Source organism: Klebsiella sp. M041, assembly GCF_059759695.1.
Genome location: NZ_JCAXWU010000003.1, coordinates 177,390 through 190,555, shown reverse-complemented (window position 1 = coordinate 190,555; position 13,166 = coordinate 177,390). Strand labels below are relative to the sequence as shown.

Genomic DNA, 13,166 nt, shown 5'->3' with positions numbered 1-13,166 from the left:
GCAATTAAAGAACTAAAGAGCCGAACATATATGCCTTTTACACTTGGTCAACGCTGGATTAGCGACACAGAGAGCGAACTAGGATTAGGGACGGTGGTAGCGCTGGATGCGCGCATGGTCACTCTCCTCTTCCCCGCCATCGGCGAAAACCGTCTGTACTCACGCAACGATTCCCCGATCACTCGCGTGATGTTTAACCCGGGCGACACCATTACCAGCCACGAAGGCTGGCAGCTCCACGTTGACAAAGTGCATGAAGAGAACGGGCTGCTGTCCTACACCGGCACCCGCCTCGATACCCAGGAAGCGAACGTCACCCTGCGTGAAGTGCTGCTCGACAGCAAACTGGTGTTCAGCAAGCCGCAGGACCGCCTGTTCGCCGGCCAAATCGACCGCATGGACCGCTTTGCCCTGCGCTACCGCGCGCGCAAGTTCCAGAGCGAGCAGTACCGCATGCCATGGAGCGGCCTGCGCGGCCAGCGCACCAGCCTGATCCCGCATCAGCTGAACATCGCCCACGACGTGGGTCGTCGTCACGCTCCGCGCGTCCTGCTGGCCGATGAAGTGGGCTTAGGTAAAACCATCGAAGCCGGGATGATCCTGCACCAGCAGCTGCTCTCCGGCGCCGCCGAGCGCGTACTGATTGTGGTCCCGGAAACCCTTCAGCACCAGTGGCTGGTGGAGATGCTGCGCCGCTTCAACCTGCGCTTCTCGCTGTTTGACGACGAGCGCTACGCCGAAGCGCAGCATGACGCCTATAACCCGTTTGAAACCGAACAGCTGGTGATCTGCTCTTTAGACTTCGTGCGCCGCAGCAAGCAGCGTCTGGAGCACCTGTGCGACGCCGAGTGGGATCTGATGGTGGTCGATGAAGCGCACCACCTGGTGTGGAGCGAAGAGGCGCCGAGCCGCGAATATCAAGCCATTGAACAGCTGGCCGAGCGCGTGCCGGGCATTCTGCTGCTGACCGCGACGCCGGAACAGCTGGGGATGGAGAGCCACTTTGCGCGCCTGCGCCTGCTGGATCCGAACCGCTTCCACGATTTCGCGCAGTTTGTCGAAGAACAGCAGAACTACCGTCCGGTGGCCGACGCCGTCGCCCTGCTGCTGGCGGGCAACAAGCTGAGCGATAGCGAACTCAATACCCTCGGCGATCTGATCGGCGAGCAGGATATCGAGCCGCTGCTGCAGGCCGCCAACAGCGATCGCGAAGACGCCCAGGCCGCGCGCCAGGAGCTGGTCTCGATGCTGATGGACCGCCACGGCACCAGCCGCGTGCTGTTCCGTAACACCCGTAACGGCGTCAAAGGTTTCCCGAAACGCGAGCTGCACACCATTCGCCTGCCGCTGCCGACCCAGTACCAGACGGCCATCAAAGTGTCCGGCATCATGGGCGCCCGCAAAACCGCGGAAGAGCGCGCGCGCGACATGCTCTATCCGGAGCAGATCTATCAGGAATTTGAAGGCGATACCGGCACCTGGTGGAACTTCGACCCGCGCGTTGAGTGGCTGATGGGCTACCTGACCAGCCACCGTTCGCAGAAGGTGCTGGTGATCTGCGCCAAGGCCGCCACCGCGCTGCAGCTGGAGCAGGTGCTGCGCGAGCGCGAAGGTATCCGCGCCGCCGTGTTTCATGAAGGAATGTCGATTATCGAACGCGACCGCGCCGCGGCGTGGTTTGCCGAAGAAGACACCGGCGCCCAGGTGCTGCTGTGCTCTGAGATCGGTTCCGAAGGACGTAACTTCCAGTTCGCCAGCAATCTGGTGATGTTCGATCTGCCGTTTAACCCGGATCTGCTGGAGCAGCGTATCGGCCGTCTCGACCGTATCGGCCAGGCGCACGATATCCAGATCCACGTCCCGTACCTGGAAAAGACCGCGCAGTCGGTGCTGGTGCGCTGGTACCACGAAGGTCTCGACGCCTTCGAACATACCTGCCCGACCGGACGGACCGTCTACGACAGCGTCCATGACGAGCTGATCAACTACCTTGCGGCGCCGGAATCCACCGACGGCTTTGACGATCTGATCAAGTCCTGCCGCCAGCAGCATGACGCCCTGAAAGCGCAGCTGGAGCAGGGCCGCGACCGTCTGCTGGAGATCCACTCCAACGGCGGCGAGAAAGCCCAGGCCCTGGCGGAGAGCATCGAAGAGCAGGATGACGACACCAGCCTGATCGCCTTCTCGATGAACCTGTTCGATATCGTCGGCATCAACCAGGACGACCGCGGCGAAAACCTGATCGTCCTCACCCCTTCCGACCATATGCTGGTCCCGGACTTCCCGGGTCTGCCGGAGGACGGCTGCACTATCACCTTTGAGCGTGACGTGGCGCTGTCGCGTGAAGACGCGCAGTTCATCACCTGGGAGCACCCGCTGATCCGCAACGGCCTCGACCTGATCCTCTCCGGCGATACCGGCAGCAGCACCATTTCCCTGCTGAAGAACAAGGCGCTGCCGGTCGGCACTCTGCTGCTGGAGCTGATCTACGTGGTCGAAGCGCAGGCGCCGAAGCAGCTGCAGCTCAACCGCTTCCTGCCGGCGACCCCGGTTCGCATGCTGCTGGATAAAAACGGCAACAACCTCGCCGGCCAGGTGGAGTTTGAAAGCTTCAACCGCCAGCTGAGCGCGGTCAATCGCCACACCGGCAGCAAGCTGGTCAACGCGGTTCAACAGGACGTTCACGCCATTCTGCAGCAGGGCGAAGCGCAGATCGCCAAGGCGGCGCAGGGGCTGATCGACGCGGCGCGTAGCGAAGCCGACGATAAGCTGACGGCGGAACTCTCCCGTCTGGAAGCGCTGAAGGCGGTCAACCCGAACATCCGTGACGACGAACTGGCGGCGATTGAAAGTAACCGCCAGCAGGTGCTGGAGGCGCTGGGACAGGCCGGATGGCGTCTGGACGCGCTGCGTCTGATCGTCGTCACTCACCAGTAACGGAACGCAAAATGGCGATGGAAAACTACAATCCGCCGCAGGATCCCTGGCTGGTGATCCTGTATCAGGATGAGCACATCATGGTGGTCAACAAGCCGAGCGGCTTGTTGTCCGTGCCGGGTCGTCTTGATGAACATAAAGACAGCGTGATGACGCGCATTCAGCGCGACTTCCCGCAGGCCGAATCGGTGCATCGCCTTGATATGGCCACCAGCGGCGTGATTGTGGTGGCGCTGAATAAGGCGGCGGAACGCGAACTGAAGCGTCAGTTCCGCGAGCGCGAGCCGAAGAAGCAGTACATCGCCCGCGTCTGGGGCCATCCGCAGCCGGCGGAGGGCCTGGTGGATTTACCGCTGATTTGCGACTGGCCGAACCGGCCAAAGCAGAAGGTGTGTTATGAAACCGGCAAAGCGGCGCAGACCGAGTATGAGGTGCTGGAGTACGCGGAAGATAACACCGCCCGCGTGCGCCTGAAGCCGATTACCGGACGGTCGCACCAGCTGCGCGTGCATATGCTGGCGCTGGGGCATCCGATCCTTGGCGACCGCTTTTACGCCACGCCTGAGGCGCTGGCGATGGCCCCGCGCCTGCTGCTGCACGCCGAGACGCTCACCATTACCCACCCCGCCTACGGCAACGCGATGACCTTCCGCGCGCCGATCGACTTTTAGGACCTACCCGGCAGCGCTTTGCCGCCGGGGAATACTGACCCGCTAATCGCGGGCAAACCACGCGTCAATCATCTGCTCAACGCGGGCAACGACGAGATCGGTGTCGTGACGACGGCTGCGCGCGCAGGCGTGCGCCGGCTCATCGCACAGCAGGCAGCGGCGCTGCGACTCGCCCAGCGACTGGCGTCCCACCTGCCCGCTCTGCGGACAGATCACATCGATATCCCACAAGCGTCCCAGCGGATGGCTCTGCTCCAGCGTACTGCACATCGCTTTGATTTCGCTGGCCGGGTGCGCCACGCACCACAGCGCTTCAGGCCCGGTCGGCAGCCACAGCACCTGACGATCCAGCGTTTGCCAGCGGTGCTTCCACAGCAGTTGATCGCAGGCCTGGAGGGCTACGCCCATCATGTTGCGATAGCGAATGCTGTCCTTCACCGCCCCGGGGGTCACCAGGGTCAGGGAAATAACAGGCTGCTGATAATGGGCCAACCAGTCGGCCTGGCGGGCTGCACGCTGCTCTTTCGCCGCCAGCAATGCGTCGATGCTGACGCCCGCCTGGGCGGGAGTATCCACTGACATTAATTCCTCTCCTACATATGATAAATGCGACAGCGCCTGGACTGTCATGATGATGGTTGCGATAGCCGATCGCGCGCTGATTGTAACGCTAAATGCGGAGCATTTAGGATACAGAACGCAGATATTTTCGGCGTTCTGTAGCGGAAAATAGCAGGTTTATCGCTGAGCGTAGCGTTATATCACGCCAGATAGTGGCTGAGGAACAGCAACCCCAGCGAGACATTTATCGCCCCGCCAATCCGGGTAGCGATCTGCGCGAACGGCATCAGGCTCATGCGGTTGCCAGCGGTCAGGATCGCCACATCGCCGGTGCCGCCCTGCCCGCTCTGGCAACAGGAGACAATCGCCACATCGATCGGGTGCATCCCTATCTTTTTACCGACCAGGAAACCGGTCGCCACCAGCGCGGAGACGGTGCTGACGATCACCAGCAGGTTGGTGAAGGTGAAGGCGTTCACCAGCTCCTGCCACGGGGTGATCGCCACGCCGACGGCAAAGAGGATCGGGTAGGTGACCGCGGTGCGGAAGAATTTATACACCATCTGCGATCCCTCCTGCAGGCGCGGAGAAACCACATTAGCCAGCTTTAACAGCACCGCGAGAAACAGCATGCCCACCGGCGCCGGCAGACCAATCAGTTTGTGGCCGAGCATCCCCATCATATACAGCAGCACCGCCAGCAGCGCGCCGGAGGCCAGCGTCCCGACGTCGGTTTTACCGCTCACGCCTTCGCTCTCGCCGAGGCTGCGGGTTTCATGGCTGCGGTTCGGCATCAGTTGCCCTTCGCCGGTCAGATGCGGGAAGCGCTTGCCGAGCTGGTTGAGGCAGCCGGAGATGACGATCGCCGTCAGGCTGCCGAGCATCACCATCGGCAACACCCGGCCCAGGGCCACTCCCTGCTCCATATGCATTAGCGCGGCGTAACCCATCGATAGGGGGATCGCCCCTTCGCCTACGCCGCCGGCCATGATCGGCAGCACGATAAAGAAGAACACCTGGAACGGCTCCATGCCCAAGAGCGTGCCGACGCCGATGCCCACCAGCATGCCGACCACCTCGCCGCACAGCATTGGGAAGAAGATCTTCAGGAAGCCCTGAATCAGGGTGGTGCGGTTCATACTCATGATGCTGCCGACGATAATGCAGCAGATATAGAGATAGAGGATGTTGGTGGATTTATAGAATTTGGTGGTGGATTCAACGACCACGTCCGGCAGCAGACCGTAATGGACCAGCGCGGAAGGAATAAAAGTGGCGCAGATCGCCGCCGCGCCGAGTTTTCCCAGCACCGGCAGACGTTTGCCAAACTCGCCGCAGGCGAAGCCAAAGAAAGCCAGCGTAGCCACCATCACCACGATATCGCTCGGCAGTTTACCGCCAAGGCAGTCGAGAGCGATCAGCCCCCCGGCCAGCAGAAACAGCGGCAGCGGGACGATCCCTACCTTCCAGTTATCCATGATGTGCCACCAGCGCTGCCTGAGCGTGGTTTTCGGCGTATTGATCGGTTCAAGGGTTGCAGAGAATGCGTTGTCTGTGGTGCTCATAAATTCAGCCCTGTCGTTATTATTCATTTTCAGCGTAAAGGGACAGCGGCGTCGTTAATGTGAAGCTCCCCGAATTAAAAAAGAAGTTTTAATGGTCATTATGGTTTTTATGGTTTCTATTCGCTGATCCGCGCAGGGGTGATATATCTCTGATTTATTATCGTGGTTTTTATGGTTTTTATTTCCCGCCACGCGTTATTTTCGCCGCGACCACTGGCGACAGCCGGCGCCTGCGCCGCTGATCACAACTTTCCCTTAACATTTACGTCACGTGACAGAAAAATGATAGAGTGCCGGTATGGTGAATACGTCGTCCGGGACCTATGAAATTATCTTTTCAATATAAGCTGTTTATTTCGCTGGTCGCTTTTTTCTCAGTCCTGTTTATCGCGCTGGGTATTTATTATTACTTTGACGCCAGCCGCCAGCTTTATCAGGAAATGAGCGCCCGGGCCAAAATTCAGGCCGAAGAGATAGCCCTGATGCCAAATTTACGTCAGCAGGTCAGCCGGCATGACCCGCAGGCGATTCAGGCGTTTATGCAGCAAATCGCCGCCCATAGCGACGCCAGCTTTATCGTCATCGGTGACCGCCAGGGGATGCATCTGTTTCATTCCGTCCATCCGGAGTGGGTCGGCACGCGGCTGGTCGGCGGCGACAACCAGGCGGTACTGGAGGGAAAGTCCATTACCACCATTCGCAAAGGCGGCCTGGGCGTCTCGCTGCGCAGTAAAACGCCCATCGTCGATGACGCGGGGCGGGTGATCGGCATTGTCTCCGTCGGCTACCTCACCAGCTATCTCGATAGCATTACCCTGAGCAAAGTGATCAATATTTTTATCGCCGCCGTCCTGCTGCTCACCGCCCTGTTTATCTTCTCCTGGTACTTTACCCGCAGCATCAAGAAACAGATTTTTTCGCTCGAGCCGCGGGAGATAGGCCTGCTGGTGCGCCAGCAAAAGGCGATGATGGAGTCGATCTTTGAGGGGGTGATCGTCATCGATCGCCAGCGGCGCATTGAGGTGATTAACCATGCCGCCCGCAGCCTGCTGGGACTCAGCCAGCCCGCCCGTCAGCTGCGCGGCCAGTCCATCGACAGCGTGATTTCCCCGCAGCCCTTTTTCGCCAGCGGCGACATGCTTGAGCGCGACACCCATGATGAGCTGTGCCGCTTCAACCAGTTGACCGTGCTCGCCAGTCGGGTGCGCATTATGCTGGAGAACACCCTGCAGGGCTGGGTGATTACCTTCCGTGACCGCAATGAAATCAATGCCCTCACCGCCCAGCTGAGCCAGGTGAAGCGCTATGTCGACAATCTTCGCATCATGCGCCACGAGCAGCTCAACCGGATGACCACCCTCTCCGGCCTGCTGCATATGGGCCATTATGACGAAGCGATCCGCTATATTCAGGCCCAGTCGGAGCATGCTCAGGAGTTACTGGACTTTATCTCCTCGCACTTCCACTCGCCGACGCTGTGCGGTCTGCTGCTCGGCAAAGCCACTCGCGCCCGCGAAAAAGGCGTGGCGCTGAGCTTCGACCCGGCCTGCCGCATTGACCGTCCGCTGCCGTCGCTGATGGAATCCGAACTGATCTCCATCATCGGCAACCTGCTGGATAACGCCATCGAAGCCACGCAGCGCGCCGAGCTTCCGCATGAGCCGGTGGAAGTCCTGATCCAGCTCAACGCCCGGGAGCTGATTATCGAAGTGGCCGACCGCGGCGTCGGCATCCGCCCCGATATCCGCGAGCGCATTTTTGAACGCGGCATCACCACCAAAACCCGTGGCGATCACGGCATTGGTCTGTATCTTATTGAACATTATGTCACTCAGGCGGGCGGCACCATCGAAGTCGCCGATAACGCGCCGCGGGGAACGATCTTCACCCTGTTTATCCCGGCCGACGCGCCCGCCTGTCCGCAACCGGAGGCCCACGATGCATCATGGCCTGGTCGATGTGCTAATCATTGAAGATGAGAGCGAGCTGGCGCGCCTGCACGCCGAGCTTGTGCAGAAACACCCGCGCCTGCGGCTGGCGGGCATGGCGGCCTCCCTCGCTCAGGCCCGTCAGTTGCTCCACGCCACGCCGCCGCAGCTGGTGCTGCTGGATAACTATTTGCCGGACGGCAAAGGGGTGACGCTGATGACCGACCCGGCGCTGGCGACCAGCCAATGCTCGGTGATCTTTATCACCGCCGCCAGCGATATGGAAACCTGCAGCCAGGCCATCCGCAACGGCGCCTTCGACTATATTCTTAAGCCGGTATCATGGAAGCGGCTGAGCCAGTCGCTGGAGCGTTTTATCCAGTTCTACGATCAGCAGCGGGAGTGGAAAATCGTCGATCAGCAGAACGTCGATTCCCTCTATCAACTGCAGGCGAAGAACTATCGTATGGATAGTGGCAGCAAAGGGATTGAAGAGAAAACGCTGGCGCTGGTGCAGGGTCTGTTTAGCGGCCGGGAAGCGCACTGCTTTTCCGTTGATGAGGTGGTCAGCGCCGCCGGGCTCAGCAAAACCACCGCCCGCCGCTATCTTGAACACGGCGTTGAGACCGGTTTTCTGGAGGTGGAGATGCTGTACGGAAAAATCGGCCATCCGCGGCGGCTGTATCGCCGCGCACAGGCCAAACGCTAACCCCCTCGCCGGGCGGGAGGGGCTGGAAGACTCAGAAGCCGCGCTGCTCTTTAATCAGCTCCCAGGCCTTCTGGATCTCCTGGGCTTTCTGTTTGGCCATCTCCATCATCTCCGGCGGCAGCCCTTTCGCCACCAGCTTGTCCGGATGGTGCTCGTTCATCAGCTTACGATAGGCGCGCTTCACCGTCGCCGCGTCGTCAGTCGGTTTCACCCCCAGCACGTTGCAGGCGTCCTCCAGCGTTGGACCGCGCTGCGCCTGCTGCCAGCCGGCGTTGCCGCCGTGCTGACCATAAGATTGCTGCTGCGAACCGCCGCCGAACTGGGCGCCGCCCTGCATCATTCGCAGGAATTGATCGAACTGGGCGCGGGAGATGCCAAGCTCATCGGCGATGACGAACAGCACTTCACGTTCGTTAGGGTGCAGTTCGCCGTCAGCGAACGCCGCCTGCAGCTGAATTTCCAGAAACATCCGAATCAGATCGAAGCGGCCAAAGCAGACGCTGCGCAGCTGGCGCATCTTCTCGCGCAGCGGATAATTGTCGGCCTTGCCGTCGCGAAACGCCTGCTGCGCCGCGGTGCGCGAAGCGCCGTGCAGATTCATGCGATCCATCAGCACATTGGCGACGTGAATATCCGCTTCGGTAACGCGGCCCTTGGACTTGGTCAGATGCCCCATCACTTCAAAGGTGGTGGAAAAGAAGAGCGACTGACGCTCCTGCTGATTGGCGAAGAGATTCAACCGGCGGCTGCGCGCCCGGTCAAACATATGGCCGACCAGGAAGCCGAGCACCACGCCCCAGAACCCACCGCCCATCAGCAAAGCCACTGCCACGCCAATCACTTTACCCAAATACTGCATAGACTCCCCAACTGTTTGTCGCCGTTAAGCACGAATATGACCGCACGTTACCCGGCACTCGCGCCTCGGTCAATTGTGGGACATAGCCTATAATTTGCTTTATCATACTCGTCATTCAACAGGGTGCCTAACGCTCGGGCTCGAAACGGGCAGGATTAACACTAGCGTGATAAAGTTGAGTAAGTTAGGCTCTGACCGTTTGCAAGCCGCTGCCACAAGATGATGGAACAATAAATACAACGTATGAAAAAACGTATTCCCAGCCTCCTGGCTACGATGATTGCCAGCGCCTTGTATAGCCAACAAGGCCTCGCTGCCGATCTCGCAACGCAATGTATGCTTGGCGTGCCAAGCTATGATCGTCCGCTCGTGGAAGGTCGGCCTGGCGATCTGCCGGTGACGATTAACGCCGATCATGCGAAGGGCAACTACCCGGACAACGCCGTCTTTACCGGCAACGTCGATATTAACCAGGGGAATAGCCGCCTCCGCGCCGACGAAGTTCAGCTGCATCAGCAGCAGGCCGCGGGCCAGGCGCAGCCGGTGCGCACGGTGGACGCGCTGGGCAACGTGCACTACGACGATAACCAGGTGATCCTCAAAGGGCCAAAAGCCTGGTCGAATCTGAATACCAAAGATACCAACGTCTGGCAGGGCGATTATCAAATGGTCGGACGCCAGGGACGCGGCACCGCTGACCTGATGAAACAGCGCGGCGAAAACCGCTATACCATTCTGGAAAACGGCAGCTTTACTTCCTGTCTGCCGGGCTCCGACACCTGGAGCGTCGTGGGCAGCGAAGTTATCCACGATCGCGAAGAGCAAGTTGCCGAGATCTGGAACGCCCGCTTCAAGCTTGGCTCCGTGCCGATTTTCTATAGCCCCTACCTGCAGCTGCCGGTGGGCGATAAGCGTCGTTCAGGCTTCCTGATCCCGAACGCGAAATACAGCACCAAAAACGGCGTGGAATTCTCCCTGCCGTACTACTGGAACATCGCGCCAAACTTCGATGCCACTATCACCCCGCACTATATGAACAAGCGCGGCGGCGTGATGTGGGAAAACGAATTCCGCTATCTGACCCAGCTCGGCAGCGGCTTAACGGAGTTTGACTACCTGCCGTCGGATAAAGTCTACGAAGACGACCACTCCAGCGACAGCAACAGCCGCCGCTGGCTGTTCTACTGGAACCACTCCGGGGTTATCGATCAGGTGTGGCGTCTGAACGCTGACTACACCAAGGTCAGCGATCCTGACTACTTCAACGATTTCAGCTCGAAGTATGGTTCCAGTACCGACGGCTATGCGACGCAGAAATTCAGCGCCGGGTATGTCAATCAGAACTTTGACGCCACGGTCTCAACCAAGCAGTTCCAGGTCTTCGATCGGGAGTCGAGCAACTCCTACTCGGCTGAGCCGCAGCTCGACATCAACTACTACCAGAACGATGTCGGTCCGTTCGATACCCATCTGTACGGCCAGGTCGCCCATTTTGTTAACTCGAATAACAACATGCCGGAAGCGACCCGCGTTCACTTCGAACCGACGATCAACCTGCCGCTGTCCAACGGCTGGGGGAGTCTGAATACCGAAGCCAAGCTGCTGGCGACCCACTACCAGCAGAGCAATCTTGATAAGTACAACGCCGCCAACGGTACGGACTACAAAGAGTCCGTTAGCCGCGTGATGCCGCAGTTTAAAATCGACGGCAAAATGGTCTTTGAGCGCGACCTGCAGGAGGGATTCACCCAAACGCTGGAACCGCGCATGCAGTATCTGTACGTACCGTACCGCGATCAGAGTGAAATCGGCAGCTACGACTCCACGCTGTTGCAGTCGGACTACACCGGCCTGTTCCGCGACCGTACCTATAGCGGTCTGGACCGCATCGCGTCGGCCAATCAGGTCACTACCGGTATCACCTCGCGCGTGTATGACGCCGCCGCGGTGGAACGTTTTAACATTTCCGTTGGTCAAATCTACTATTTCACCGAGTCACGCACCGGTGATGACAACATCAACTGGGAGAACAACGACACCACGGGTTCACTGGTATGGGCCGGCGACACCTACTGGCGCATTGCCGATAACTGGGGTCTGCGCGGCGGGATCCAGTACGATACGCGTCTGGATAACGTCGCAACCGGCAACGGCACCATTGAATACCGTCGCGATGAAAACCGCTTAGTCCAGCTTAACTATCGTTACGCCAGCCCGGAATATATTCAGGCCACGCTGCCGTCATATTCCACTGCGGCGCAATATAAAGAGGGTATCTCGCAGGTGGGGATGACCGCCAGCTGGCCGATCGTCGATCGCTGGTCCGTGGTCGGGGCCTACTACTACGATACCAATACCCGGAAAGCAGCAAACCAGATGTTGGGTGTCCAGTATAACTCCTGCTGCTACGCCATCCGTCTTGGCTACGAACGTAAAGTCAACGGTTGGGATAGCAACAACAATGGCGGCGAGAGCAAATACGACAACACCTTCGGAATCAATATCGAATTGCGCGGTCTGAGCTCTAATTACGGCCTCGGCACCCAGCAGATGCTGCGTTCGAACATTTTACCGTACCAGAGCTCCCTGTGATGCGGCTGGTTTACAACATCATCCGCATTTGCGGTTAATCGAAATGGAAAAAGTATGAAGAACTGGAAAACGCTGCTTCTCGGTATCGCCATGATCGCGAATACCAGTTTCGCTGCCCCCCAGGTGGTCGATAAAGTAGCGGCCGTCGTCAATAATGGCGTCGTACTGGAAAGCGACGTCGATGGTTTGATGCAATCGGTTAAGCTCAATGCTGGTCAGGCTGGCCAACAGCTACCGGATGACGCGACCCTGCGCCATCAGATCCTCGAAAGACTGATCATGGACCAGATCGTGTTACAGATGGGGCAGAAGATGGGCGTGAAGGTCTCTGACGACCAGCTCGATCAGGCCATCGCCAACATCGCCAAACAAAACAATATGACCATGGATCAGATGCGCAGCCGTCTGGCCTATGAAGGCATCAACTACAACACCTACCGTAACCAGATCCGTAAAGAGATGCTGATTTCGGAAGTGCGTAACAATGAAGTGCGTCGTCGCATCACCGTGCTGCCGCAGGAAGTGGAAGCGCTGGCCAAACAGATCGGCGACCAGAACGACGCCAGCACCGAGCTTAACCTGAGCCACATCCTGCTCCCGCTGCCGGAGAACCCGACCTCTGATGAAGTCGCCGCGGCTCAGGAGCAAGCGAATGCCATCGTTGAGCAAGCGCGCAACGGCGCCAACTTCGGTAAACTGGCGATCACCTACTCCGCCGACCAACAGGCGCTGAAGGGCGGCCAGATGGGTTGGGGTCGTATCCAGGAGCTGCCGGGCATTTTCGCCCAGGCGTTAAGCACCGCGAAGAAAGGGGATATCGTCGGTCCGATCCGTTCCGGCGTCGGCTTCCACATTCTGAAAGTGAATGACCTGCGCGGCGGGACCCAGAACATCTCCGTCACCGAAGTGCATGCCCGTCATATTCTGCTGAAGCCATCGCCAATCATGAACGATGCGCAGGCTCAGGCTAAGCTGGAGCAGATTGCCGCCGACATTAAGAGCGGGAAAACCACCTTCGCTAAAGCGGCGAAAGCGTATTCTGAAGATCCAGGCTCGGCGAACCAGGGCGGTGATTTAGGCTGGGCCACGCCGGATATCTTCGACCCGGCGTTCCGCGATGCGCTGATGCGTCTGAACAAAGGGCAGACCAGCGGACCGGTGCACTCCTCCTTCGGCTGGCATCTGATCGAACTGCTGGATAGCCGTCAGGTCGACAGAACCGACGCCGCGCAGAAAGATCGAGCTTACCGTATGCTGATGAACCGCAAATTCTCTGAAGAAGCGGCAACCTGGATGCAGGAACAGCGCGCCAGTGCGTATGTTAAAATTCTGAGCAACTAATAT

9 protein-coding genes are annotated in these 13,166 nt (G+C 59.1%); 6 read left to right on the top strand and 3 right to left on the bottom strand.

Annotated features, from left to right (window positions below):
• Nucleotides 1-30 precede the first annotated feature (30 nt).
• Both rapA and rluA read left to right on the top strand, forming a co-directional pair.
• A complete protein-coding gene (gene rapA / locus AC6CWS_RS04785) occupies nt 31-2,937 on the top strand; it encodes an RNA polymerase-associated protein RapA (RefSeq protein WP_017901204.1) in 2,907 nt (968 codons plus the stop codon).
• An 11-nt stretch (nt 2,938-2,948) separates the two neighbouring features.
• Nucleotides 2,949-3,608, top strand: coding sequence for a bifunctional tRNA pseudouridine(32) synthase/23S rRNA pseudouridine(746) synthase RluA (rluA, locus tag AC6CWS_RS04780; protein ID WP_023291957.1), 660 nt, complete (start codon nt 2,949-2,951; stop codon nt 3,606-3,608).
• A 42-nt stretch (nt 3,609-3,650) separates the two neighbouring features.
• Here rluA and citX read toward each other — a convergent pair whose 3' ends face one another.
• Nucleotides 3,651-4,190, bottom strand: a complete 540-nt coding sequence (gene citX, locus AC6CWS_RS04775; RefSeq protein ID WP_004204286.1) for a citrate lyase holo-[acyl-carrier protein] synthase — start codon at nt 4,188-4,190, stop codon at nt 3,651-3,653.
• A 179-nt stretch (nt 4,191-4,369) separates the two neighbouring features.
• Nucleotides 4,370-5,734: a 2-hydroxycarboxylate transporter family protein gene (locus tag AC6CWS_RS04770; RefSeq protein WP_023291956.1), complete on the bottom strand. Its 1,365-nt coding sequence runs from the start codon at nt 5,732-5,734 to the stop codon at nt 4,370-4,372.
• Nucleotides 5,735-6,057: 323 nt separating this feature from the next.
• Between AC6CWS_RS04770 and AC6CWS_RS04765 the strand changes: the two genes are divergently transcribed.
• A complete protein-coding gene (locus AC6CWS_RS04765) occupies nt 6,058-7,707 on the top strand; it encodes an ATP-binding protein (protein ID WP_065882773.1) in 1,650 nt (549 codons plus the stop codon).
• The gene (locus AC6CWS_RS04760) at nt 7,673-8,371 is read left to right on the top strand and encodes a response regulator (RefSeq protein WP_065882774.1); all 699 of its coding nucleotides are present in this window, start codon (nt 7,673-7,675) and stop codon (nt 8,369-8,371) included. Before AC6CWS_RS04765 ends, AC6CWS_RS04760 begins: the two co-directional genes overlap by 35 nt.
• Before the next feature lie 31 nt (nt 8,372-8,402).
• Here AC6CWS_RS04760 and djlA read toward each other — a convergent pair whose 3' ends face one another.
• Nucleotides 8,403-9,230, bottom strand: coding sequence for a co-chaperone DjlA (gene djlA / locus AC6CWS_RS04755; RefSeq protein ID WP_008807470.1), 828 nt, complete (start codon nt 9,228-9,230; stop codon nt 8,403-8,405).
• 243 nt (nt 9,231-9,473) lie between these two features.
• Between djlA and lptD the strand changes: the two genes are divergently transcribed.
• A complete protein-coding gene (lptD, locus tag AC6CWS_RS04750; protein WP_032429098.1) occupies nt 9,474-11,822 on the top strand; it encodes an LPS assembly protein LptD in 2,349 nt (782 codons plus the stop codon).
• A 54-nt stretch (nt 11,823-11,876) separates the two neighbouring features.
• On the top strand, nt 11,877-13,163 hold the full coding sequence (surA, locus tag AC6CWS_RS04745) for a peptidylprolyl isomerase SurA (protein ID WP_023291952.1): 1,287 nt from the start codon (nt 11,877-11,879) through the stop codon (nt 13,161-13,163).
• Nucleotides 13,164-13,166 lie beyond the last annotated feature (3 nt).